Genomic DNA, 22228 nt, shown 5'->3' with positions numbered 1-22228 from the left:
TTAACGCAGCGCGCCTTCTGCTTTCAGGGCCGCTTCCTTCTCGGGATTGATCCACCACAGATCAAGGTATCCCAGCGCATAGGGCGGCAACTGATCGGGGTATTCGTACATGTTGTAGTAGGCTGTCCAGTATTCCGCGATATACCCATCCGGTATGATGAAGAACTCATAGCGCAAGGCGCGATCCAAGGCCATAAGCGCTGCATCCTGATCGGTTTGATTGTTGGTCGCAAATGACGCCTCGATGATGGCGTCCACCAACGGGCTGGCAAGGCCTGCCGGGTTGAACAGGCTGAACTCGGCCTCTTTCGAGCCATACATTTGACTGAGGCCACCGCCAGTCGACAGGAACGCGCCATAGCGTGTCGAATAAACCATGTCATAGTCACGCTCGCGGCTGCGCAGGGTGTATTGCGCCGGGTCGACCTTTTCGGCCGAAGCATCCACGCCCAGCGCCTGAAGGTTTTGCACAAAGGTCTCAATCATCGTGGCCGTCGATGTCGGCAGGTTGGACGGATAGGGGATGTTCATCCGCAGGGTCTGACCCTGAGCATTGCGGCGCAAGTTGCCGTCGCCCACCGGCCATCCGGCTTCGTCCAACAGTTTTGAGGCTTTGCGCAGGTTGCGCCGATCGTTCAGGCGCGCCGAGCTGGATTCGTGAACGGTCGTCACAGGTTCGGACAACAGCTCGGGTGGAACCACGTCGCCCAAAGCTTGCAGAAATGCCAGCTCTGCCCCCTGCGGTGTATCCATCGCTTCAAGCGGAGTGCCTTCGATGAACGAATCGCGGGGAGAGTTCAGGCCGAAAAGCAGAGACTCATTGGCCCATTCAAAGTTGAAGGCCAGCGCCAGTGCCTTTCGAACATTCTTGTCCGCGAATTGCGGACGCGCGAGGTTGAACACAAAGCCCGACGGGGTCGGCGGACTGCCATTCGCAATCGCGTCCTTGACGACGTAGCCCTCTTTCAACTTGGGGAAGTCATAGCCGGTCGCCCACAGTTTGGGGTCGCTTTCGATCCGCAGCGTGTACTCGCCTGCCTTGAAGCCTTCAAAGGCGGCTGTCTGGTCCGCGAAATACTCGACTCGGATGGTATCGTAGTTGTGCCGGCCCTTGTTGAACGGCAAGTCCTTGCCCCAGTAGTCGTCCCGGCGTTTGTAGACGATGCGCCGGTTGATATCGTAGCTGTCCAATTTGTACGGCCCAGATCCAACGGCGACTTCCAGTCGCGGCTCGTCGAGACGGCGGGACGGGTCTGCCTCGAACCACGCCTTCGAGAATACGGGCGTCGCGCCAACGGTTTCGATCCGGCTGCGGGCCGTCAATTCGGGATTGAACGTGAACTTGACCGTGTGCGTATCCAGCGCCTCGGCGCCGGTCACCATCCGCCCGACGGCCTGTGCATATGACGGCAGGCCCTGTTCGATGAACAGGCGGTGGCTGTAGACCACATCCTCGGCGGTGACAGGCGTGCCATCCCAGAACGTCGCTTCGGGGCGCAGGTGGAAAATGACCCAGTTGCGGTCGGCGTCGTACTCCAAGCTCTCAGCCAATACGCCGTAGTACTGACCGACACTGTCATCGGTGCTGTCCATAAGCCGATCGTATTGCAGTGTCGTCAACGCTCCGGGGCGACCTTTGCGTGAATATGGATTCAGGGAATCAAACGTGCCCGATGCGGCCAATGACAGTTCGCCGCCCTTGGGCGCATCCGGGTTGGCATAGTTCAGGTGCGTGTAGTCGGCGGGGTAGTCGAGATTGCCGAAGTACGAGTAGCCATGGCTGCGAATGATCTGGTCCTCGTCGGCCCGGGCTGGCCCCGCCTGCCCCAGAACCAACGCCGCCGAAATGCCCAATGCCGCGACCCAATGACGAAAACCTTGTTCGCGCGCGCCAGGCAGATGGGAAATCATACGGGTCATCCTTCGATGTTGTCTTCTGTCCATGTCCTTGTGCGCAAGCTAAAAGCCCAGCACTGACACTTGCAAGTTTAGAATGCGTGAGCGCTTTGTGAAGTTTTGCTCAGACAAAAAAAGCCGCTGCACATGGCAGCGGCTTTCGCTTTTCGGTGTCTGGATGGGCGGATCAGCCGCCAATCGTCTGCAGGTACGCGATCAGGTCTGCGCGTTCCTGAGCCTTTTTGAGACCGGCAAAGCTCATCGAAGTGCCTTGGATATAGCCTTTGGGGTTTGCAATGAACGCATCCAGCTCTTCCGGGGTCCAGTTGCCGCCATGCGACTGCATCGCCGCCGAATAGCCGAAGCCCGCGGCCGCCGCCACAGGGCGGTCCACGATGCCATACAGGTAGGGACCGGTGCCATTGGCGCCTTCTTCCAGCTTGTGGCAAGCCGAACACTTGCGGAAAACCCTCGCGCCCTTTTCCGGGTCAGCTGCGGCCAACAGATCGGCAAAGACCACTTCTTCGCCGTCAGCGCTTTCGCCAGAGCTTTCGGTTTCAATAACATAGGCGGCTTCGCCGTGCCCGCCGACATGGTAGAGAACATCGCCCCCCCATTTTGCCAGGAGGAGTACAAGGAAGGCACCGAACAGGCCGGCTGCGGCCTTGGTAACTGTCATCGTGTCGAACATTGATCGCGTGTCCATTTCAGCTGTCTTCGGGGTGTCTAAGGCTTCCCCTTGCAAGAGGCAAGGTATAGACACCGCGACGAAACGCCCAATTCTGGAACTTGTTGCACGGAATCGACCAAATGACCAAACGCATCGCCTTTCAGGGGGAACCCGGCGCCTACAGTCACGAAGCCTGTCGCAATGCGCGTCCGGATATGGAGGCGCTGCCCTGCCGAACATTCGAGGACGTGATCGAATCGGTGCGCTCGGGCGAGGCGGATCTGGCCATGCTGCCGGTCGAGAACAGCACCTATGGACGAGTGGCCGATATCCACCGCCTGCTCCCGCACAGCGGGCTGCACATCGTGGACGAGGCCTTTGTGCGGGTTCACATCAACTTGCTGGGCGTGCCGGGCGCAAAACTCGAAGATATCACCGAAGCCCATTCGCATCTGGTGCTGTTGCCGCAATGCGCAAACTTCCTGAAGGCCCACGGCATCCGCGGGCGCGTCAGCCCTGACAACGCCCGCGCGGCGCGCGAGGTCTCGGAAGCGGGTGAGAAACATTCGGCGGCCCTGGCCAGCGAACTTGCTGGCGAAATCTATGGCCTTGAACTGCTGGCGCGCCACATCGAAGACAGCGACGACAACACGACCCGCTTTCTGGTGATGTCGCGAGAGGACGACCGCCGCCGCCGTGGCGAGCACGGGATGATCACCAGCTTCGTGTTCCAGGTCCGGAACATTCCGGCGGCGCTGTACAAGGCCATGGGCGGTTTTGCCACCAACGGCATCAACATGACCAAGCTGGAAAGCTACATGGTTGATGGCTCGTTCACGGCGACTCAGTTCTACGCCGACATCGTCGGCCACCCGGAGGACCGCAACGTGCAACTCGCGATGGATGAACTGCAGCATTTCACCACGAATGTGGAAGTGCTGGGCGTGTACCCCGCTGCTCGACCACGCGGTTAGTCTGCTCCCACGCGCAAGCCGCTTGGGACTGCTGGAGGCCGGTCAAATGCCGGCTCTCAAGCCCCGTGCAGATAGCGTTCTTCCATTTCGCGCGCAAAATCGCTCAGTCGCATCTGGAACTGGCGTCGGAATCTGGCCTTGCCCAGCTTCAACGACTGCAGAAGCAGACGCGCAGGCAAGGTCTTGGCCGCCAGTGACATCTCGATGCTCAGCCGCGTCTGCTTCTGCGACAGCGACAGAAGATCAATCGTGGTCAGGCCGTTCATCCCCTTGCTTGTCGATCGAAACCGCATGGCTGTGGGGCGATCGAACTCGGCCACCTCGACCGCGACGTGGCGGGGCTTGCCACGGATCATGATATCGGCTTCCCAGCACGACCCGACCCAGTGACCCGGCATCTCGACGGTGCGTCGAACCTCGACACCGCGGCGCATCGCCATGCGCTCGAACCGTTCGAAATCCGCGACCATGTCGAACACCGCATCGATCGGCGCCTGGATATCTTCGCGTGCTGAAACCTGCATGTCGGCCTTTTCTGCTCAGTCAGGGTGCCAGTGTTTCGTCAGTCCAGCGTATCTGCAAGCCAGTTACGCAAAAGAAAATGCGCGATTGCCCCCTTCCGCGCTGGCAGAAGCTTGGGGTGCTCGCCTGCAAAAGCCTGCATCATCTCGGATTTGGTGACCCACATCGCGTCCTCGATCTCGACCGGGTCGATCGTGATCTCGCGCGACAGCGCCTGCGCTGCACACCCGAACATCAGCGACGACGGAAATGGCCAGGGTTGACTTGCCAGATAGCTGACGGGTCCGACCGGAACGCCGGCCTCCTCCATGACCTCGCGTCGCACGGCGGCCTCAAGGGTTTCGCCCGGTTCGACGAAACCGGCCAGCAGTGAATACATACCGTCGGGCCACCCCGGAGATCTGCCCATCAGGACAGTATCACCATGCGTGACCAACATGATCACCACCGGATCGGTGCGTGGAAAGTGCTGCCCGCCACAGGCCGGGCACAGCCGTTGCCACCCGGCCTGTGAAATGTTGGTCGGGTTGCCGCAGCGCGCGCAAAACCTGTGCGTCTCGTGCCAGCCGATCACGGCCTTGGCGGTGGCTGCCAATTCGGCGTCCCGGGCCGACAGCCGGGTCATGATCCGACGAAGCTCGGCGAACACGTGGCCCACGGGCAGCCCCGGATGCTGCTGTTCGGTTCGGTCCACGAACGCTCCAACGCCCGACAGGTCCAACCCGTCGGCAGACCAATTCGAAATGTCCATTGCAAACAGCGGCGCACCCGCATCACTGCGCCCCAGCAAGATCGGTTGGTCAACCGCCCCGCCGGGTCCGTTCGCAACCAGATCGTGGTCCATCGGAACCAAGGCCAACTGGTCCAGCGCTTCGCCCATGACCAGCGGTTTGCCCCGCCACATCAGGATGCACCGCGCCGTGGGATCGGACCGTGCTGCCTCCAAAGCTCTGGCATCGGTACGGATCTGCGCCGCCCGGTCCAGTCCAGAGCTGCCAAATGTCACGCTTTCCGCCCGTTTCATGCCTGTCCCTTTGGAATTTGCACAAGGGCTGCCACGACTTGGGCACTGGTGCAATGGGAATTCACACTCGCAAAAAGCATCGTTGTCGCAAAGGACGCATGGAAGCCCTGACGATTACCTGTATTCTACCTTTCAGTGAAAACGTATGCACAACAGCACCTAAAAGAAGAAAATTGGCTCTGAAATCCTCCCTGCTTCAGGCACATCCCCACTTGAAAACCGCGCACATCCGGATTCTTGCAACGACCGATCTGCACATGAATCTGACCAGTTTCGACTATTATGCTGACCGGCCGGAACCGAGTGTGGGCTTCACCCGAACCGCCAGTTTGATCCGCTCTGCACGTCGAGAGGCGGAAGAGGCAAATGCAACTGTCCTGCTGTTCGACAACGGCGATTCCCTTCAGGGGACACTTCTGGGTGACTGGGCGGTCGAACAGACCGACGCGACCCACCCTTTGATGTCCGCCTTTGCGCGCTTGGGCTACGACGCAATTGCGCTGGGGAACCACGATTTCGGCTTTGGTCTGCCAGCTCTGGGCCGGATCGTTTCTCGGGCACCTTGCCCGGTTTTGTGCAGCAACATGCAGTGTCTGACCGGGGTAGCGCCCTGGCAGAAACAGGCCATCCTGACCCGTCATGTCCACATCAACGGCCAAAGCACTCCTGTCCGAATTGGCGTGTTCTCGATCCTGCCACCGCAGACGGTGAAGTGGGAAGCACCACAATTGGAAGGCCAGGTTGCAGCCGAGGATGCCGTCGCCACGGCGCGCCGGATGGCCGAGAATTTGCGTCGTCAGGGCTGCGACCTGATTGTGGCTCTTGCACATTCTGGTCTAGGCGAGCCCGACGTCGCGCCGATGTCGGAAAATGTGGTCGCACAGCTTTCTGCTCTGGACGGTATTGATGCAATCGTGGCCGGACACACGCACCTGACACTGCCCGACCCAAGCGATGGTAACCCGCAGCAGGCCAGACCCGTGGTCATGCCCGGATCAGCGGGGTCGCATTTGGGGGTGATCGACCTCACGCTTGCTATGAACGCCGCGGGAGAAGCGAGAATTGCTGGTCACAGCGCGCATCTGCGCGCGATCTGCCCGGGCGGGGCTGAAACCGGCGCTCGGGTCGTTCCTGAAGACCCTGAGATGGTCGAACTTTTTGCCGCCGCCCATAAGGCGACCCGCAAAGCCGCTGCCCAGCCGGTGGGCCGGATCAATCGTACCCTGCACAGCTATTTCACCTTTTGCGGGGTGGATCAGGGGCTGAACTTGGTCGCCGCAGCACAGGCGGCAGCCCTGCGACCGGTTCTGGCCGGAACGACCTTTGAAACCCTCCCTGTTCTGTCCGCAGCCGCACCTTCGAAATTCGGAGGCCGGGCCGGACCACGGCATTACACCGAAGTCCCGGCTGGCGATGTCACCGTAAGGCATGTCTCGGACTTGCATGTGTTTCCAAACCAACTGGCCGCCATGCTGCTGGATGGCCGCCAGATCGCCGAGTGGCTGGAGATGTCGGCTGCCCAGTTTTCCCAACTTGGCAACAGCGACGAGCAGGTTCTGATCGACCCCGAGGGCACCGGGCACAATTTCGACGTGCTGCATGGGGTGACCTACAGGTTCGATCTGACCCAGCCCGCGCGATATGATTTAGGCGGCCAGTTGATCGACACGTCCCATTCCCGCCTGCGCGATCTTGCCTTTCAGGGCCGCCCCGTCGATCCGGATGAACAATTCGTCGTTGCATCAAACAGCTACCGAGCCAATGGCGGCGGCAACTTTCCCGTCCCAGACCCGGCCCGCCTGATCCCGGTGCCGCCGCTGAGCCTCCAGGGAATCTTGCGCGACTACCTGGCGGGACGATTGGGTCCGGATCCGGTGGAAAACACCGCCCAAAGCTTTTCCTTTGTTCCGCAGGCGGGCCGGTCCGTGATTCTGAAGACCGGGCCACGCGCTGCAAACTACCTGCACGAGCTCGACCACTTTGCAGCCACCACCGACGGGCAGGACGCGCGCGGGTTTCTTAGGGTACGCCTGTCTTTGTGACGGGTTGCCAAGCGGGTGCGTGATGCCTATATCGGCGGTCGAGAGGTTGGCGCGGGCAAGCGCCTCGCCAACCTGGTCAGGTCCGGAAGGAAGCAGCCACAACGAGCCCCGCTTGGGTCGATGTCCAACCTCTCACTTGACGCCGCGCCGCGTATTCGGCCCGGTCAATCCAACCTCTGTATTTCGTCGTTGTTCCTGAAAACCGCGCTTGCGGGCGGGTCAGGCGATCAATCGCGGCCAAACGGCACTGCTGCGCCGGGCGAAGGCGCCGATATGACCGATTTCGGACAGTCCGAAATCCTTCGGCTGCAACAAACGCCGACGGGCGGTCGGACCATAGAGTTCAGACAGCCGCCAGACCGCGGGCGGTGGCACAGTCTGGTCATCCTCGAACGCAATGATATCCGCCGTGGCGTTCGCCCGACTCCAATCCGCCTGGGGAAGCGTGTCTCCCAATTCGGGCAGATAGCTGGTGGGCGATGTACACCACTTGCGCCATTGCCAATAGACGCCCGCCGGCAAATCGGCTCCGAATCCCAGAAGTTTCCCCGGCAGGTACCCCAGAAGACGCACCAGAGGTGGCACGTGGCCATACCAGAACAGAGTCGCCAAGCCCTTGTAGGGCCACGGGTGATCGGCCACCGTCACCAAACCTGCGCACACACAGATCATCCGGTCGATCTGTTCGATTTCCGGTTGCAGCGGACCCAGCATTCCACCGACCGAATGCCCGATCACCCACAGTTTTGCCTGCGGGTATCGACGGTGCATCTCGGCACGCGCTGCGGGCATGTCGATCAGCGCCCAGTCCGCCATCGTGGCCTTCGAGTCTTTCAGCCGCCCGGTCAGCGAATGCTCGAAATCCCGGTAATCATATGTCAGGCAAGCCATACCGCGCTCGGCGGCCAGCCAGCGAGCAAAGTGCTGATAGTAGTCACGTGGCACTCCTGTTGCGCCGTTCAGCACAACAACGGTTTGCGGCTCGACCGCCGGAGTGTAAAGCCGCGCCGCCAGCTGGGTCTGGCCCGACGGAAACTTAAAGTCTTCCACGTCAACCGCGTGCTGCGAATCCAACATCTTTGCCTCCAAACACTCTGGACCGATCGGTCTAATACTTTGTGTCTGGACCAATTGGTCTAGGCCTGTCAATATTTGGCCTGCATGACCCAACGTCCACCAAACACCAAAGATCGCCTGATCGTGACTGCCGCCCGACTGTTCCAGCGCTCGGGCTATAACGGTGTCGGTCTGGCGGAATTGCTGGCCGAAGCGCAAGCCCCCAAGGGTTCGCTTTATCACCATTTTCCAAAGGGCAAGCCGGATCTGGCCCTGGCGGCGGCCAGTTGGGCCTCGGACGGGATGTTGAGCATGATCGCTGCGGCATTCGACGACGCCGCGGATTTTCGCGACGGGGTCACCACCCTGTGCCACAAGATCGCGAAGCTGTTCGACACCTCGGCCCAATGGGAGACCTGCCCGATCGCCGCCACCCTGTTCGAAAGCCCCGACAACCGCGCGTTTCGGGAACATGCAGACCGTCTGTATGAAAGCTGGATCATCGAAGTTCGAAACCACGCCGCGCGGTTCGGAGTTTCCGACCCTGAAAATGCTGCGGACACCCTGTTCATCGTGATGCAAGGCGGCTGGCAATTGGCCCGTGCCCGCAGGGATTCGAATGTGCTGCGCAGACTGCCTGATCTGTTCCCTTGGGCCTCACTCCGGCAACCGGGCTGAAACCGTCTTGACTCGATCTCGGATACACCGCTAGCGATGAGGGGATGGTTCCCGTGCCGTTTCGGTCCGGGATGAAAAGGGAACACGGTGCGGTCCAACCCGGAACTCCGGAGCGGACCAAGGCCGCGACTGCCCCCGCAACTGTAGGCGGAGAGCGATGCCTAAATACCACTGACCGCAAGGTTGGGAAGGTTGGCAAAGCAAAGACCCGCAAGTCAGGAGACCTGCCATCAAACGTGAAACCGAAACTCGGACGGGGTGTCCGGGCAGGGTCTGGCCTTGAAACCGGCGTCTGTCCAAATCCACCTCGCCCAGCGCGCGGAGGGCGCAACATGATTTGGAAGACCGACACCCATGAATTCGCGGCAACAATCTGCCAGCGCACCGGAAAGACCTGCCCGGCACTGGCGCGCATGGCACGGGCCATCGCGCAGGCAATGGCGACGGCGCAGGCGGCAACATCCCCCGACTTCCAAGTGGAAGGCAGCAGCGAACTGGCCCATTGCGAACATGGCTGCACGGCGCGGTTCGATGCACGTCCCGAACGGATCCGCGTGTATTGCGGAGCGGCCGCCGACACCCCACCCGACTGCCTTGATACCTTTGCCGACATGCTGTTTGACGACCAGCGCGACGCCCTGCCCGCACAGGTCATTGGTGATCGACCCTGTGCGATGCTGCAGGCCACGGCGATCATGCCCGTGGTCAGGGCCGAGCGCGAGTTCCGCGCAACCGCCTGAAGGTCAGGTCGCCAGTGCCTCGCGCGCCGGGGCGATGGCCCAGTCCATCTGAGCATCGGTTTCGACCGCGCAGGGGCGTACGGCCCGCAGGCGTTTCAGGGCTTGTTCCGGCTGCTCGCCGCTTTCGATCATCAGACGCAGGACAACCATGCCAGACCGCCCGCAACCGCCCCGGCAGTGGACCAGTACCCGCCCGCCGCCCGACAGCGCATGGCGGGCGGCGGCACTGACTTCGGGCCAGCGGCCGGATATCTCGGTCAACGGCGCCGAGAAGTCGGCGACCGGCAGATGCGCCCACCGACAGGCGCGCCGATGGATGTCACAACCCAATTCGCCCGCACCCACGGCAACCAGTTCGGCAAGGGTTGTCATCGAAATCACCAGCCCCGGCGCCCAGGCTGAAATCAGGTCCAGGTCTCCCTCATAGTCGCCGCCACCGCCGGGAACCGAGGTCAGGGCCAGCGTACCGCCGCCCACCTGCAATGCATGAACCACAAGATTTGTCATCAGACGTTCCCCCCGAAACTGGCTGATTGAACTTGATCCGCGCAGTATGCCTCACACCGCGCGCTCGCCAAAGCGAAAAACCTGCACCGGCGCTGTGGACGCGGGGCACCGGGAACTCTACCCTGCATCGTCAGTACGAATCCGTCAGAGCAGACATGACCACACAGTCCAGCCCCGCCTATCAGGTTCTCGCCCGAAAATACCGCCCGGAAACCTTTGCCGACCTGGTCGGTCAGGATGCCATGGTGCGCACGCTGAAAAACGCGTTCGAGGCGGACCGGATCGCGCAGGCCTTCATCATGACCGGCATCCGCGGCACCGGCAAGACGACCACGGCCCGGATCATCGCCAAGGGCATGAACTGCATCGGACCCGACGGCAATGGCGGCCCAACGACCGAACCCTGCGGCCAGTGCGAGCATTGCGTGGCCATCATGGAAGGTCGCCATGTGGACGTGCTGGAAATGGACGCCGCCAGCCGCACCGGCGTGAACGACATCCGAGAGATCATCGACAGCGTGCGCTATCGCGCCGCCAGCGCGCGGTACAAGATCTACATCATCGACGAAGTCCACATGCTGTCGACCAGCGCCTTCAACGCGCTGTTGAAAACGCTGGAGGAACCGCCCGAGCATGTGAAATTCATCTTCGCCACGACCGAGATCCGCAAGGTTCCGGTCACCGTGCTGTCGCGCTGCCAACGGTTCGACCTGCGCCGGATCGAGCCCGAAGTGATGATCGGCCTGCTGCGCAAGATCGCCACCGCCGAGGGCGCGGAAATCTCGGATGACGCGCTGGCACTGATCACCCGCGCCGCCGAAGGCTCGGCCCGGGATGCGACCTCGCTGCTGGATCAGGCAATCAGCCATGGTGCCGGCGAAACCACCGCCGACCAGGTGCGCGCGATGCTGGGACTGGCCGACCGGGGCCGCGTGCTGGACCTGGTGGACATGATCCTGCGCGGCGATGCGGCCGGGGCCCTGACCGAACTGGGCGCGCAATATGCCGAGGGCGCCGACCCGCTGGCGGTGTTGCGCGATCTGGCCGAAATCACGCATTGGGTCTCGGTGGTGAAGATCACCCCCGACGCAGCCGAAGATCCCACCGTCTCGCCCGATGAACGCACCCGCGGCCAGCAGATGGCCGAGGCGCTGCCGATGCGGGCGCTGACCCGGATGTGGCAGATGCTGCTGAAGGCACTAGAGGAAGTCTCGGCCGCCCCCAACGCCATGATGGCCGCGGAAATGGCGGTGATCCGCCTGACCCATGTGGCCGATCTGCCCAGCCCGGAAGAGTTGATCAAGCGCCTTCAGGACAGCCCTCCGCCGCCCGTCGGCGGGCCGGGGGGCGGCGTTCCGGTCGCCGGAAACGGTGCACCGCCCGTGACCGCGACGGCCTCGGCCCACGCGCCGGCCCCGCGCGGTGCGGGCGGTGCGCCGACGGCAGCGCTGGCCCAGGACGTGCAGACCGCGCTGGCGCGTTTTCCAACTTTCGAGCATGTGGTCGAGCTGATCCGCGCCAACCGCGACGTGAAACTGCTGGTCGAGGTCGAGAACGGCGTCCGCCTCGTCTCGTACCAGCCGGGCCGGATCGAGTTCACGCCCACCGAAAAGGCGCCCACCGACCTGGCCGCGCGGCTCGGGTCCGCGCTGCAGCGCTGGACCGGCAATCGCTGGGCGGTCTCAATCGTCTCGGACGGCGACGCGCCCACCATCGCCGAACTGCGCGACGCGGCCGAGCTGGCGCTGAAGGCCAAGGCCGAAGAGCACCCTTTGGTGCAGGCGGTTCTGACTCAGTTCCCCAAGGCCCGCATCACCCGGATCGAAACACCCGAGGACCGTGCGGCCAAGGTCGAAACCGAAGCCCTGCCCGAGGTCGAAGACGAATGGGACCCGTTCGAGGAAGACTGATCATCCGCGCAGATGGCGCGCTGCCCTTGTGAAGAACGCGGACGGCCCGTATCTAGGCCGCAAATCGAATGACAGGAGACATACAGATGCTCAAAGGACTCGGCGGTCTGGGCGACATGGCCAAGATGATGAAATCCGCGCAGGAACTGCAGACTAAGATGGCGCAGATGCAGGAAGAGCTGAACACCATCATGGTCGTCGGCGAATCCGGCGCGGGCCTGGTCAAGGCCACGGCCTCGGCCAAGGGCGAACTGAAAGGTCTGGACATCGACCCCTCGATTTTCAACAGCGACGACAAGGAAGTGGTCGAGGACCTGATCCTGGCCGCAATCAAGGACGCGCAGACCAAAGCCGCCGAGCGGTCGCAGGAAGAAATGGCCAAGCTGACCGAAAGCATGGGCCTGCCGGCGGACATCAAGCTGCCGTTCTGATCTTCGCCCCTCAAACCCCCGCCGCCAAAGCCACGCAGGACAGGCCATGAGTTCGAACAGTGACATCGACGCCCTGATCGATCTGATGGCCAAGCTGCCGGGGCTGGGACCGCGCTCGGCCCGGCGGGCGGTGCTGCACCTGATCCGCAAACGCGCCCTGCTGCTGACGCCGTTGTCGGACGCCATGCAGCAGGTCGCCGCCACCGCACGCGAATGCCTGAACTGCGGCAACGTGGGCACCACCGACATCTGCGACATCTGCAATTCCGAAGACCGCGCCACCGGTGAGCTGTGCGTGGTCGAAGACGTGGCCGACCTGTGGGCGATGGAACGCGCGGGCGTGTTCAAAGGCCGCTACCATGTGCTGGGCGGAACGCTCTCGGCGCTGGACGGCGTCGGCCCGGAAGACCTGCGCATCCCCCGCCTGCGCGACCGCGTCACCGCCGAAAACATCACGGAAGTAATCCTGGCCCTGAACGCGACCGTCGACGGGCAGACCACGGCCCATTACATCGCAGATCAGTTGGAAGGACAGGTCCGCCTGACCTCGCTGGCGCAGGGCGTGCCGATCGGGGGCGAGTTGGACTATCTGGATGACGGGACCATCACCGCAGCGCTGCGGGCGCGGAAAGAACTGTAGCCGCCGCGTGCTGCCTGCAAGCAGCACGCTCTCGCCCCTCCCCGATTGCAAGGTACCACTTTACCCATCGGTCAGGTGTAGGCACCCGACGAGTAGGTCAATTCATAGGAATGGCTGTAGATCTCGAAGACTATCCCGAACGGATCCTCGACATAGACCATGCGGTAGGGTTTCTCGCCGGGGTAGTAGTATCGGATAGGCATGCGTTGTTTCCCGCCGGCCGCCACGATTTTTTCCACCAAGCCTTCGACATCAGGATCCTGGACGCAGAAATGGAACGTCCCGTTCCTGCGAAAGTCGATGTTGTTTTCCGGCGCGTAGTTTCCATCAAACTCAAAAAGCTCGATCCCGATACGATCGGCGGTCGCCAGATGCGCGATACGCAGTTTTTTCCAATTCGGGCCAAACACGTCCGTGCACATCACGCCGATGTCCGTGTCATCCTCGACCACGTCGGTTGGCGGCATGATCACGTAAAATCCCAAAACCTCGGAATAGAATTTCACGGCTTCGTCCACGTTCGGGACGGACAACCCGATGTGAGAGAATGTTCTTGGATGTTGAGGCATGGCTTGCTCCTTGGTCTATTGGGCAAGACGTATTTTGCAACGTCCTTGTTTCAAGCGCCCGCCCCACAAGGCAAAGCCGTGTTGTTCCATGCACATAGATCATCATGCACTGCTGCCGAGGCCTAGAATGATCTTTCCGTCGACCCCGCACCGTGTACTATGCCCTAGCCTGACCCATTTGATATCGGAACCCGCCATGAAACGCCTTCTCGCCCTGACCTTCGCCGCCTTCACCGCCACTTCCGCGTGGTCACAGCAACTGGTCGACAAGGGGTTCGTCGAAGGCTGGAACATCATGATGGACCCCAATCTGGGCAACGGCTGTCTGATCCAGACGGTGTATCAGGACCTGTCCGTGGTGCGCCTGGGCTATGATGCTCTGGACAATCGGGGCTATTTCACCGTTTTCCACAAGGGGTGGGGCAACATCGAGCCCGGCAAATCCTATCCGATCCGGTTCGAGCTGGACGGCAAGAGCTTTGACGCCACAGCCATCGGGTTCAAGCAGGATCGGGTGCCCGGTGCGACCGTGTTCTTCACCGACCGGAACTTTGTTGCGGCCATCGCCCAGAACAAGACGATGACGATCTACAACCCCGCAGGCGAGCGGGTTTTGGCGATCGATCTGAAGGGCACCGCCAAGGCATTGGACTATGCGCGGGACTGCCAGAACAAGAAGCTCTAGCGAATCGGATCGAACAACGCATCCGAAGCGGTGCAGTCCCGGATCACGTCCCGCCCACAGGGCACCGGGTCCAGATCACGTGACAGACAGACGCGCACTTCTTCGATGTAACCGTGCTTGCAAGTGACGGTGATCATGTCTGGCTCGAGCCCCGGATTGGCGTCGAGGAAGGCATCCTCGACCACGCGCGCCGGCAGTTTCACGGCTTTGTCCAACTTGCGAAACACCGGCGGTCGGGTGATGCGGTCATAGGCTTGCCGGGACAACGCGTAGTAGTCCGCTGCGGACAGGCCCGAACAGGTGCCGTGTTTCTTCCACTGGTGCCAGGCCAGACCCGAACTGCCTTGAATATCTTCCATCTGTCGGGTCATCGCACGGGACGGCGGCGCCTTGGCTGTCGGGCAATAGGAGGGCCAGCCTTGGTGGTATTGCGGCCACAACCCGTGCAGGATCCAGCCGTGATCGTGGCGCGCATCGCATTGGTCGGATCCGCGCGCGTCGCCTTCGCGGGCGCACCAGTTGGGCGACCAGCTCAGCGACAGGACGTAATAGTCGAACTCGCCTGACTTCTCGCCATCGGCCAGCGCGGCCATCGCGCCGAAAATCCACACCAGCAGCCCCAATAACGCCCAGCGCATTCGCCTCTTCCCTTCTTGCATCTGCACGACTATATACGGGCCAAGTTCCCCGACAACGGAAACCTGCCCCAAGACCACGGGGCCGCCGAATTCCGGCGACGGGACAGATGTATTCAAAGGAGACGGGCTGATGGCAAAACCCCTGATGGCCAAGGCAACCGCCGTTTGGCTGGTGGACAATACCACGATCAGCTTCAAGCAGATCGCGGATTTCGTGGGCATGCACGAGTTGGAAGTGCAAGGCATCGCTGATGGCGATGTGGCGGCAGGCGTCAAAGGGTTCGACCCGATCGCCAACAACCAGCTGACTCAGGAAGAGATCGACAAGGCCGAGAAAGATCCGCTGCACAAGCTGAAGCTCAAGTTCAACCCCGCCGCCGCCGGCGAGGAAAAGCGCCGCGGTCCGCGCTACACGCCACTGTCCAAGCGCCAGGACCGCCCGAACTCGATCCTGTGGCTGGTCAAGTTCCATCCGGAGCTGAGCGATGGCCAGATCGCCAAACTGGTTGGCACCACCAAGCCCACGATCCAGTCGATCCGCGAGCGCACCCACTGGAACATCGCCAACATGCAGCCGATCGACCCGGTCGCGCTGGGCCTGTGCAAACAGTCCGAACTGGATGCCGCCGTCCAGAAAGCCGCCGCCAAGAAGGCCGCCGAAGGTGGCGTCATGAGCGATGACGAGCGCCGCAAGCTGGTCTCGACCGAACAGTCGCTGGAAATGGATGCCGCTCCCAAGATCCCCACGGCGATCGAGGGGCTGGAAACCTTCTCGCTGTCCGATGACGGCGACGAGGAAAAAGAAGACGAAGCAGTGGTGGATGCCGACAGCTTCTTCAACCTGCCCAAGGGCGGTGCCGAAGAAGACGACGAGGACGATCTGCGCAACTGACACTGTGCTGGCCCCGGTCCGATGGACCGGGGCCTTTTTGGAACTGGACCATGCTGAACATTCTATCGTCTATCTTTGGGCCGCACCGGGCGGTTTCGATTTACGCTTTCGCAAAAACCAAGGGACTGGCCATTCTGGGCGGCGTGGCCGTTATCGCCGTAGCTGCCGGTCTGCTGCTGTTCAGCGGCGATGGGAAACACGAACACGAAGCGTTTCTGACCGTTCCCGTACTGTCGGCTACGCCAATCAATGGTGATCTCAAGAACGGGGTCATCGCGTCGGTTCGATTGCCGGACGGATCGGCAACTTCAATCACCGCGACCGAGGCGCCGATCGCGCGCAGTATCGGAACCACGGCCTGTGTGGAAAAACGGGTTTACGTGGACAGCGGCGAACCGCGGTATCGGTTCAAATTGCCAAGCAACTGCGGCGCAAGCTGATATGCAAAACCGCCCGGAGTATTCTCCGGGCGGTCTTTCTCTTACAAAAGCTGGAACAGGATACCGGCTGCAATAGCTCCGCTGATCCCAAGCCCGATATAGGCTGCGAACACACGGGGTTTGACCAGAGACCAGACAGCCGCCATGGCCGGAATGGAACTGACGGCCCCGGCGATCATGAAGGACATCGCCGCGCCCGCGCTCATCCCCTGCTCCATCAGGCCGGCCAGAAGAGGCGGCGCGACATACGAATTCAGGTAGGCCGGCATCCCGACAAAGGCGGCGATAACGATCGGCAAGGCACCGTCGCCACCAACCAGCCGCGCGATCAGATCAGCCGGAACATAGCTGACCAGCAGCGCCTCGAGCACATAGGCCAGAGCGAGCCACTTCAGCAGGAACAGGCCGTTCTGCATGAATTCCCGACGGAACCGGACGCGGCGTTCGGGCTCTTGCCAAAAGCGCCAAAGCAGCGTGTCTTTCTTCGGACCGCAGCCACAGCATCCGGCCGGTTCATAGCGGCGCAGAGGTTGGGCAAAGGCACCCTGACGCATGAGAAAACGCACCGCGAACCCGCCGAACAATCCCAGTGCCACGGCAGCAACGGCTTTGCCGATCGCAAACGGCCAGCCCAAAGCGCCCGCCGTGATCAAAAGCGTGGGCGGGTCAATCAACGGCGAGCTTAGCCAGAAGGCCATGACCGCCGACAAGGGCGCACCCAATGCGAGCAGGCCTGCGATGAACGGGATCACCTCGCAAGAGCAGAACGGAGCCAACCCGCCGAACAACGCGGCCAGCAGGATCATCCGGGTTTCGCGGCCCTCGAAGGCCCGGGCAACCATAGTCTCGGCCCCGCTGGCCTTGAGGTAGGACAGCAATAGCACTGCAAACAGGATGTACTGACCGGTGTGCACCAGAGCCTTGGCTGCAAAAGTCGTGACGTTCACCCAATTGCCTGGGTCCAGAATTACCACAAGCACAAGGATCGCCACGATCAGGGCCCAGGGTGTCTTCAGCAGACCGGACAGGGTTTGACCAACGGCCTTCGGGGATTGGGTCAATTCAGCCATCGTTGGCAACCTTTCTGGATTCATCCGCGCAGCATTCGCTGAGGATGAACTGCGCCAGTGACCTCAATTCATCGAAACATGCTCGGTTGATTGTGGTCCGCCCGGATTTCTCCTGCTCGACCACGCCGCCTGCCGCCAGGAATCGCAGGTGATGAGCAAGGGTGGACGGTGCCATCCCAGTCCGACTTTGGATCTCTCCGACCGTCAGACCAGCCTGTCCGGCCCGCACAAGGGTCTTGAGCACCTGCAATCGCGCCTCGGACCCCATCGCGGAAAACCCTGCAGCAGCTTTTTCCCACATTCGGTTACCTCCATTAAACTAGATTTCTAGTTTTTTAGTGATGAGCAAAGCCCGAGTCAACCGTATGGGTAAATTTCCGTTGATCCCGAATAAGTCCAGATTGCCCTGTACTTAAGTCCAACATATAACGAGTCATGGGAATTTCTGTCGATACCTTCTTTCTGAAACCGGGCGGTCAGGGCACTCTGCAGGCGCAAATCCAGCAGATGATTGCCGAGGGCATCCTGTCAGGCCGCTTTCATGTCGGTGAGAAACTGCCGTCGTCGCGCAAACTGGCCGCGCATCTGGGTGTCAGCCGCATCACCGTGACGCTGGCCTATACCGAGTTGCTGGCAAATGACTATCTGACGGCCAAAGGCCGGTCCGGGTACTACGTGTCGCAGAACGCGCCGGTGCCACCGAAATACACACCGGTTCAGCGCAGCGAAGAAACCGTCAACTGGGACACCGCACTGGCCCGCCGCTTTTCCGACGGTGATTTTCTGGCCAAGCCACCGGATTGGCGCGAATACAGCTATCCGTTCATCTACGGCCAAGCCGACCGCACCCTGTTTGATCATGCGAACTGGCGCCTCTGCGCCGTTCGGGCCCTTGGCCACAAGGATTTCGACTCGCTGACCGGCGACTACGTGGATCAGGACGATCCGTTGCTGATCGAGTTCATTGCCCGCCACACCTTGCCCCGCCGCGGTATCGCCGCTCGGCCCGAGGAAATCCTGATCACGCTGGGCGCTCAGAACGCCCTTTGGCTGACCTCGCGCATTCTTCTGGGCCATGGGCGCAAGGCGGCGATCGAGGACCCCAGCTACTACGCTCTGCACGAGCTTATGCGCTGCTCGGATGCCTCGATGACACCATTGCGGGTGGACAAGGATGGGTTACCGCCCGAGTCCATCCCGGACGGCACCGACGTGATCTACACCACGCCCAGCCACCAATGCCCGACAACCGCGACAATGCCCGTCGCCCGGCGTCACGACCTGTTGAAACGCGCCCGCGAACTGGACGCAATGATCGTCGAAGATGACTATGAATTCGAGATGGCCTTCCTGGGTGCCCCGTCCCCGGCGCTCAAGTCCTTGGACAAGGACGGGCGTGTGGTCTACGTGGGCAGCTTTTCCAAGTCTTTGTTCCCGGGATTGCGGTTGGGGTACATGGTCGGATCCGAACCGTTCATCCGCGAGGCCCGCGCGCTGCGGTCGCTCGTTTTCCGACACCCACCCGGCCATATCCAGCGAACGGCGGCCTATTTCCTGTCGCTCGGGCACTATGACGCCCAGATACGGCGTATGTCCAAGGCTCTGATGCAGCGGCGCAAGACGATCGAGAACGCGATCGAGGCGAACCGGTTGACCGTGGCAGGGCGCGGGGTCTTCGGTGGATCGTCGATGTGGATGAAGGCACCTGACCACGTCGACACCGCGGAATTGGCGAAAACGCTTCAAAATCAGAGTGTTCATATCGAGCCCGGCGCTGCGTTCTTCTCGGGGCCGGATCGGCCAAGGAACTACTACCGCCTGGGGTACTCCTCGATTTCGGCTGACCGGATACCCGCGGGAATCGAGCGGGTTGCGGCCGCGATCCGGGACTGCTGAGGCCACACTGGACCTACTCCGGCGCCGTGTCTGGCCCTAACCCAGATGCCCCCGTTGCGCCAAAACCAATGGCAAGCCAAGGCGTATCGCCTGACCGTTTCCACCATTGCTTGGAGAGCGTCCAAATGAAAATGACGACAGAAGAGGCCTTTGTTAAGGTTCTGCAGATGCACGGCATCGAACACGCGTTCGGGATCATCGGCTCGGCCATGATGCCGATCTCGGACCTGTTCCCCAAGGCCGGGATCATGTTCTGGGACTGCGCTCATGAAGGCAGCGCCGGCATGATGGCCGACGGTTACACCCGCGCCACCGGCAAGATGTCCATGATGATCGCACAGAACGGCCCCGGCATCACCAACTTCGTCACTGCCGTCAAAACCGCCTACTGGAACCACACACCGCTGCTGCTGGTCACCCCGCAGGCCGCGAACAAGACCATCGGACAGGGCGGCTTTCAGGAAGTCGAACAGATGAAACTGTTCGAAGACATGGTCGCGTATCAGGAAGAGGTCCGCGATCCATCCCGCGTTACCGAGGTTCTGAACCGCGTGATCATGAAGGCCAAGCGCGCCAGCGCCCCGGCCCAGATCAACATCCCGCGTGACATGTGGACCCAGGTCATTGACGTCGAACTGCCCGCGGTCGTCGATTTCGAGCGTCCCGCAGGCGGTGAAACCGCTGTCGCAAAGGCCGCCGAACTGTTGTCGAACGCCAAGAATCCCGTGATCCTGAACGGAGCGGGCGTGGTGCTGGCCAAAGGCGGCATCGAGGCCTCGAAGGCCCTGGCCGAGCGTCTGGATGCGCCGGTTTGCGTCGGCTACCAGCACAACGACGCCTTCCCCGGCAGCCATCCGCTGTTTGCCGGACCGCTGGGCTACAACGGGTCCAAGGCGGCGATGGAACTGATCAAGGAAGCCGACGTGGTCCTGTGCCTCGGCACCCGCCTGAACCCGTTCTCGACCCTGCCGGGCTATGGCATGGAATACTGGCCGGCCGACGCCAAGATCATCCAGGTCGACATCAACCCCGACCGGATCGGCCTGACCAAGAAGGTCTCGGTCGGTATCGTCGGCGACGCGGCCAAGGTGGCAAATGGCATCCTGGCGCAGCTGAGCGACACGGCCGGAGACGAAGGCCGCGCCGAGCGCAAGGCCAAGATTGCCGAGAAGAAGTCGCGTTGGGCCCAGCAGCTCAGCAGCATGGACCACGAGGACGACGATCCCGGTACCAGCTGGAACGAGCGCGCGCGCGCGGCCAAACCCGACTGGATGAGCCCCCGCATGGCATGGCGCGCCATTCAGGCCGCGCTGCCGAAAGAAGCCATCATCAGCTCGGACATCGGCAACAACTGCGCCATCGGCAACGCCTACCCGTCCTTTGAGGAAGGTCGCAAGTATCTGGCCCCCGGCCTGTTCGGACCGTGCGGATATGGCCTGCCCGCCATCGTCGGCGCCAAGATCGGCTGCCCGGACGTGCCCGTAGTTGGCTTTGCCGGTGACGGTGCCTTCGGCATCGCGGTGAACGAGCTGACCGCCATCGGCCGCGAGGAATGGCCTGCCGTGACGCAGATCGTGTTCCGCAACTACCAGTGGGGCGCGGAAAAGCGCAACTCGACCCTGTGGTTCGACGACAACTTCGTGGGCACCGAACTGGACACCAAAGTGTCCTATGCCGGCATCGCCCAAGCCTGCGGCCTGAAGGGTGTCGTCGCCCGCACCATGGACGAGCTGACCGCCGCCCTGAACCAGGCCATCGAAGACCAGAAAAACGGCATCACCACCCTGATCGAAGCCCTGATCAACCAGGAACTGGGTGAACCGTTCCGCCGCGACGCGATGAAAAAGCCTGTGGCCGTGGCCGGCATTTCCGCCGACGACATGGTGCCGCAGCAGGTCTGAGCGGGAACGGAGCTGGAGCGGATGACCCTGACACCCATCGAGTTGTTGCGTCAGCAAGCTCCGGCAATCCGGCCAGTCGTTGCTCTGAGCGAAGGCAGTGATCCCCGCATCGTTGCGGGGGCGCTTGCCGCCCGGTCCGCAGGGCTGTCCGACATCATCCTTGTCGGTCCGCGGGCAGAAATCGAAGCCGAGTTGCTGGCGCAGGGCGCCGCACCGGGCGATGACCTCTCCATCCATGACCCGACCGAGTCGCCGCTGACCGAGGAGTTCGCGGCCATCTACCACGATCTGCGCCGGCACAAGGGCGTGGATGCGGTGTCGGCCCGGTCCGCCGCCGAAACGCCCTTGGTCTACGCGGCCATGCTGGTCCGGACAGGGCGCGTCACGGGAACGGTCGGTGGCGCTGTCCACACGACCGGTGATGTAGTTCGCACGGCGATTCAGGTGATCGGCCTGGCCCCGGATGCCGGATTGGTGTCCTCGTTTTTCCTGATGTACCCGCCGGACCAGGGCGGACCTGATGCGCGCGCGATGCTGTTTTCCGATTGCGGGCTCGTGATTGATCCGACCGCATCGGAGCTGGCCCATATCGCGGCGGCCTCGGCCCAGTCGGCCCGGGCCATCCTGCGGGAACAGCCCTCACTGGCGATGTTGAGCTTTTCGACCAAAGGCAGCGCAAGACATCCCGGTGTCGACAAGGTTACCGAGGCAACGCGCCATTTGCGCGAACAGCATCCCGAGCTGCATGTCGACGGCGAGCTGCAATTCGACGCGGCTTTTCACCCCCCCGTCGGCCAGAAAAAGGCTCCGGGATCGACAGTGGCCGGCAAAGCCAACGTCATGATCTTTCCCAATCTGGACGCGGGAAACATCAGTTACAAGATCACCCAGAGGATCGGTGGATACATGGCGATCGGCCCGGTGCTGCAGGGTCTGGCCCGACCGGCGAATGATCTGTCCCGGGGCTGCAGCGCCGAGGATGTCGAACAGATGATCGCCGTGACCGTGCTGCAGGCATTGGGAACATGACCATCAAATCTGGCGCCA

23 protein-coding genes, 1 other RNA gene and 1 riboswitch are annotated in these 22228 nt (G+C 61.9%); of the genes, 14 read left to right on the top strand and 10 right to left on the bottom strand.

Annotated elements, in window-relative coordinates:
- Both ACR0EF_RS12945 and ACR0EF_RS12940 read right to left on the bottom strand, forming a co-directional pair.
- On the bottom strand, positions 1 to 1911 hold the full coding sequence (locus ACR0EF_RS12945; protein WP_170370462.1) for an extracellular solute-binding protein: 1911 nt from the start codon (positions 1909 to 1911) through the stop codon (positions 1 to 3).
- A gap of 172 nt (positions 1912 to 2083) precedes the next feature.
- Positions 2084 to 2587, bottom strand: a complete 504-nt coding sequence (locus ACR0EF_RS12940) for a c-type cytochrome (protein ID WP_170370463.1) — start codon at positions 2585 to 2587, stop codon at positions 2084 to 2086.
- A 119-nt stretch (positions 2588 to 2706) separates the two neighbouring features.
- Between ACR0EF_RS12940 and ACR0EF_RS12935 the strand changes: the two genes are divergently transcribed.
- Positions 2707 to 3540 (top strand): prephenate dehydratase, encoded by an 834-nt coding sequence (locus tag ACR0EF_RS12935; RefSeq protein WP_170342378.1) that lies wholly within the window; start codon positions 2707 to 2709, stop codon positions 3538 to 3540.
- 56 nt (positions 3541 to 3596) lie between these two features.
- Here the strand turns inward: ACR0EF_RS12935 and ACR0EF_RS12930 are convergent, their stop codons facing one another.
- Positions 3597 to 4064, bottom strand: coding sequence for an SRPBCC family protein (locus ACR0EF_RS12930; RefSeq protein ID WP_170341401.1), 468 nt, complete (start codon positions 4062 to 4064; stop codon positions 3597 to 3599).
- Positions 4065 to 4102: 38 nt separating this feature from the next.
- Entirely contained in the window at positions 4103 to 5086 is a 984-nt protein-coding gene (nudC, locus tag ACR0EF_RS12925; RefSeq protein ID WP_170369994.1) for an NAD(+) diphosphatase, read from the bottom strand.
- On the opposite strand from nudC, the gene ACR0EF_RS12920 reads away from it, so the two are divergent.
- Together ACR0EF_RS12920 and ffs are read left to right on the top strand one after the other, a co-directional pair.
- Complete coding sequence (locus ACR0EF_RS12920) at positions 5062 to 7128, top strand: bifunctional 2',3'-cyclic-nucleotide 2'-phosphodiesterase/3'-nucleotidase (RefSeq protein WP_367646416.1); 2067 nt, start codon at positions 5062 to 5064, stop codon at positions 7126 to 7128. The two genes, nudC and ACR0EF_RS12920, sit on opposite strands and share 25 nt — an antisense overlap.
- 39 nt (positions 7129 to 7167) lie before the next feature.
- Positions 7168 to 7266: signal recognition particle sRNA small type (gene ffs / locus ACR0EF_RS12915), an RNA gene on the top strand.
- A gap of 81 nt (positions 7267 to 7347) precedes the next feature.
- Here ffs and ACR0EF_RS12910 read toward each other — a convergent pair.
- On the bottom strand, positions 7348 to 8205 hold the full coding sequence (locus ACR0EF_RS12910) for an alpha/beta hydrolase family protein (RefSeq protein WP_170369998.1): 858 nt from the start codon (positions 8203 to 8205) through the stop codon (positions 7348 to 7350).
- Positions 8206 to 8289: 84 nt separating this feature from the next.
- Here ACR0EF_RS12910 and ACR0EF_RS12905 point away from each other — a divergent pair, with 84 nt between their 5' ends.
- Positions 8290 to 8862 carry a TetR/AcrR family transcriptional regulator gene (locus ACR0EF_RS12905; protein WP_170370000.1) on the top strand — a complete coding sequence of 191 codons (573 nt, stop codon included), beginning with the start codon at positions 8290 to 8292 and terminating at the stop codon, positions 8860 to 8862.
- Positions 8863 to 8890: 28 nt separating this feature from the next.
- Positions 8891 to 9108, top strand: a riboswitch (cobalamin riboswitch).
- 86 nt (positions 9109 to 9194) lie between these two features.
- On the top strand, positions 9195 to 9602 hold the full coding sequence (locus ACR0EF_RS12900) for a hypothetical protein (protein WP_170370002.1): 408 nt from the start codon (positions 9195 to 9197) through the stop codon (positions 9600 to 9602).
- A 3-nt stretch (positions 9603 to 9605) separates the two neighbouring features.
- Here ACR0EF_RS12900 and ACR0EF_RS12895 read toward each other — a convergent pair whose 3' ends face one another.
- Positions 9606 to 10109, bottom strand: a complete 504-nt coding sequence (locus tag ACR0EF_RS12895; protein WP_170370004.1) for a protein-tyrosine phosphatase family protein — start codon at positions 10107 to 10109, stop codon at positions 9606 to 9608.
- A 155-nt stretch (positions 10110 to 10264) separates the two neighbouring features.
- On the opposite strand from ACR0EF_RS12895, the gene ACR0EF_RS12890 reads away from it, so the two are divergent.
- From ACR0EF_RS12890 to recR, 3 genes are all read left to right on the top strand, one after another.
- Entirely contained in the window at positions 10265 to 12019 is a 1755-nt protein-coding gene (locus tag ACR0EF_RS12890; protein ID WP_170370006.1) for a DNA polymerase III subunit gamma/tau, read from the top strand.
- Positions 12020 to 12105: 86 nt separating this feature from the next.
- Complete coding sequence (locus tag ACR0EF_RS12885; RefSeq protein WP_005980576.1) at positions 12106 to 12450, top strand: YbaB/EbfC family nucleoid-associated protein; 345 nt, start codon at positions 12106 to 12108, stop codon at positions 12448 to 12450.
- A 46-nt stretch (positions 12451 to 12496) separates the two neighbouring features.
- On the top strand, positions 12497 to 13090 hold the full coding sequence (gene recR, locus ACR0EF_RS12880; protein ID WP_170341385.1) for a recombination mediator RecR: 594 nt from the start codon (positions 12497 to 12499) through the stop codon (positions 13088 to 13090).
- A 71-nt stretch (positions 13091 to 13161) separates the two neighbouring features.
- Here the strand turns inward: recR and ACR0EF_RS12875 are convergent, their stop codons facing one another.
- Positions 13162 to 13659 (bottom strand): lactoylglutathione lyase family protein, encoded by a 498-nt coding sequence (locus ACR0EF_RS12875; protein ID WP_093964418.1) that lies wholly within the window; start codon positions 13657 to 13659, stop codon positions 13162 to 13164.
- A gap of 196 nt (positions 13660 to 13855) precedes the next feature.
- Between ACR0EF_RS12875 and ACR0EF_RS12870 the strand changes: the two genes are divergently transcribed.
- Entirely contained in the window at positions 13856 to 14344 is a 489-nt protein-coding gene (locus ACR0EF_RS12870) for a hypothetical protein (RefSeq protein ID WP_170341383.1), read from the top strand.
- Here the strand turns inward: ACR0EF_RS12870 and ACR0EF_RS12865 are convergent.
- Positions 14341 to 14982 carry a ribonuclease T2 family protein gene (locus ACR0EF_RS12865; protein WP_170342355.1) on the bottom strand — a complete coding sequence of 214 codons (642 nt, stop codon included), beginning with the start codon at positions 14980 to 14982 and terminating at the stop codon, positions 14341 to 14343. The two genes, ACR0EF_RS12870 and ACR0EF_RS12865, sit on opposite strands and share 4 nt — an antisense overlap.
- A 130-nt stretch (positions 14983 to 15112) precedes the next feature.
- On the opposite strand from ACR0EF_RS12865, the gene ACR0EF_RS12860 reads away from it, so the two are divergent.
- Together ACR0EF_RS12860 and ACR0EF_RS12855 are read left to right on the top strand one after the other, a co-directional pair.
- A complete protein-coding gene (locus ACR0EF_RS12860; RefSeq protein ID WP_170342353.1) occupies positions 15113 to 15874 on the top strand; it encodes a DUF1013 domain-containing protein in 762 nt (253 codons plus the stop codon).
- 50 nt (positions 15875 to 15924) lie between these two features.
- On the top strand, positions 15925 to 16314 hold the full coding sequence (locus tag ACR0EF_RS12855) for a hypothetical protein (protein WP_170342351.1): 390 nt from the start codon (positions 15925 to 15927) through the stop codon (positions 16312 to 16314).
- A gap of 41 nt (positions 16315 to 16355) precedes the next feature.
- Here the strand turns inward: ACR0EF_RS12855 and ACR0EF_RS12850 are convergent, their stop codons facing one another.
- On the bottom strand, positions 16356 to 17384 hold the full coding sequence (locus tag ACR0EF_RS12850; protein ID WP_170372998.1) for a permease: 1029 nt from the start codon (positions 17382 to 17384) through the stop codon (positions 16356 to 16358).
- Positions 17377 to 17685 (bottom strand): ArsR/SmtB family transcription factor, encoded by a 309-nt coding sequence (locus ACR0EF_RS12845; RefSeq protein WP_093964304.1) that lies wholly within the window; start codon positions 17683 to 17685, stop codon positions 17377 to 17379. Before ACR0EF_RS12845 ends, ACR0EF_RS12850 begins: the two co-directional genes overlap by 8 nt.
- A gap of 134 nt (positions 17686 to 17819) precedes the next feature.
- Between ACR0EF_RS12845 and pdxR the strand changes: the two genes are divergently transcribed.
- The 3 genes from pdxR to pta all read left to right on the top strand — a co-directional run bounded on the left by pdxR (position 17820) and on the right by pta (position 22210).
- Positions 17820 to 19280 (top strand): MocR-like pyridoxine biosynthesis transcription factor PdxR, encoded by a 1461-nt coding sequence (gene pdxR, locus ACR0EF_RS12840; RefSeq protein WP_170372997.1) that lies wholly within the window; start codon positions 17820 to 17822, stop codon positions 19278 to 19280.
- Positions 19281 to 19405: 125 nt separating this feature from the next.
- Complete coding sequence (gene xsc / locus ACR0EF_RS12835) at positions 19406 to 21181, top strand: sulfoacetaldehyde acetyltransferase (protein ID WP_093964302.1); 1776 nt, start codon at positions 19406 to 19408, stop codon at positions 21179 to 21181.
- A 21-nt stretch (positions 21182 to 21202) separates the two neighbouring features.
- On the top strand, positions 21203 to 22210 hold the full coding sequence (gene pta, locus ACR0EF_RS12830) for a phosphate acetyltransferase (RefSeq protein ID WP_170370017.1): 1008 nt from the start codon (positions 21203 to 21205) through the stop codon (positions 22208 to 22210).
- Positions 22211 to 22228: the final 18 nt, after the last annotated feature.

Source organism: Ruegeria sp. CG8 (genome assembly GCF_056537165.1).
This window is presented reverse-complemented; position numbering and strand designations above follow the sequence as displayed.

Coding starts and splice junctions, on each gene's coding strand:
- ACR0EF_RS12935 (WP_170342378.1), top strand. CDS start 2,707: ATGACCAAACGCATCGCCTTTCAGGGGGAACCCGGCGCCTACAGTCAC.
- ACR0EF_RS12905 (WP_170370000.1), top strand. CDS start 8,290: ATGACCCAACGTCCACCAAACACCAAAGATCGCCTGATCGTGACTGCC.
- ACR0EF_RS12910 (WP_170369998.1), bottom strand. CDS start 8,205: ATGTTGGATTCGCAGCACGCGGTTGACGTGGAAGACTTTAAGTTTCCG.
- ACR0EF_RS12875 (WP_093964418.1), bottom strand. CDS start 13,659: ATGCCTCAACATCCAAGAACATTCTCTCACATCGGGTTGTCCGTCCCG.
- ACR0EF_RS12895 (WP_170370004.1), bottom strand. CDS start 10,109: ATGACAAATCTTGTGGTTCATGCATTGCAGGTGGGCGGCGGTACGCTG.
- ACR0EF_RS12920 (WP_367646416.1), top strand. CDS start 5,062: ATGTCACGCTTTCCGCCCGTTTCATGCCTGTCCCTTTGGAATTTGCAC.
- ACR0EF_RS12845 (WP_093964304.1), bottom strand. CDS start 17,685: ATGTGGGAAAAAGCTGCTGCAGGGTTTTCCGCGATGGGGTCCGAGGCG.
- ACR0EF_RS12870 (WP_170341383.1), top strand. CDS start 13,856: ATGAAACGCCTTCTCGCCCTGACCTTCGCCGCCTTCACCGCCACTTCC.
- ACR0EF_RS12940 (WP_170370463.1), bottom strand. CDS start 2,587: ATGTTCGACACGATGACAGTTACCAAGGCCGCAGCCGGCCTGTTCGGT.
- pta (WP_170370017.1), top strand. CDS start 21,203: ATGACCCTGACACCCATCGAGTTGTTGCGTCAGCAAGCTCCGGCAATC.
- ACR0EF_RS12930 (WP_170341401.1), bottom strand. CDS start 4,064: ATGCAGGTTTCAGCACGCGAAGATATCCAGGCGCCGATCGATGCGGTG.
- ACR0EF_RS12885 (WP_005980576.1), top strand. CDS start 12,106: ATGCTCAAAGGACTCGGCGGTCTGGGCGACATGGCCAAGATGATGAAA.
- ACR0EF_RS12890 (WP_170370006.1), top strand. CDS start 10,265: ATGACCACACAGTCCAGCCCCGCCTATCAGGTTCTCGCCCGAAAATAC.
- ACR0EF_RS12860 (WP_170342353.1), top strand. CDS start 15,113: ATGGCAAAACCCCTGATGGCCAAGGCAACCGCCGTTTGGCTGGTGGAC.
- xsc (WP_093964302.1), top strand. CDS start 19,406: ATGAAAATGACGACAGAAGAGGCCTTTGTTAAGGTTCTGCAGATGCAC.
- ACR0EF_RS12850 (WP_170372998.1), bottom strand. CDS start 17,384: ATGGCTGAATTGACCCAATCCCCGAAGGCCGTTGGTCAAACCCTGTCC.
- ACR0EF_RS12900 (WP_170370002.1), top strand. CDS start 9,195: ATGATTTGGAAGACCGACACCCATGAATTCGCGGCAACAATCTGCCAG.
- recR (WP_170341385.1), top strand. CDS start 12,497: ATGAGTTCGAACAGTGACATCGACGCCCTGATCGATCTGATGGCCAAG.
- nudC (WP_170369994.1), bottom strand. CDS start 5,086: ATGAAACGGGCGGAAAGCGTGACATTTGGCAGCTCTGGACTGGACCGG.
- ACR0EF_RS12865 (WP_170342355.1), bottom strand. CDS start 14,982: ATGCGCTGGGCGTTATTGGGGCTGCTGGTGTGGATTTTCGGCGCGATG.
- ACR0EF_RS12855 (WP_170342351.1), top strand. CDS start 15,925: ATGCTGAACATTCTATCGTCTATCTTTGGGCCGCACCGGGCGGTTTCG.
- pdxR (WP_170372997.1), top strand. CDS start 17,820: ATGGGAATTTCTGTCGATACCTTCTTTCTGAAACCGGGCGGTCAGGGC.
- ACR0EF_RS12945 (WP_170370462.1), bottom strand. CDS start 1,911: ATGATTTCCCATCTGCCTGGCGCGCGCGAACAAGGTTTTCGTCATTGG.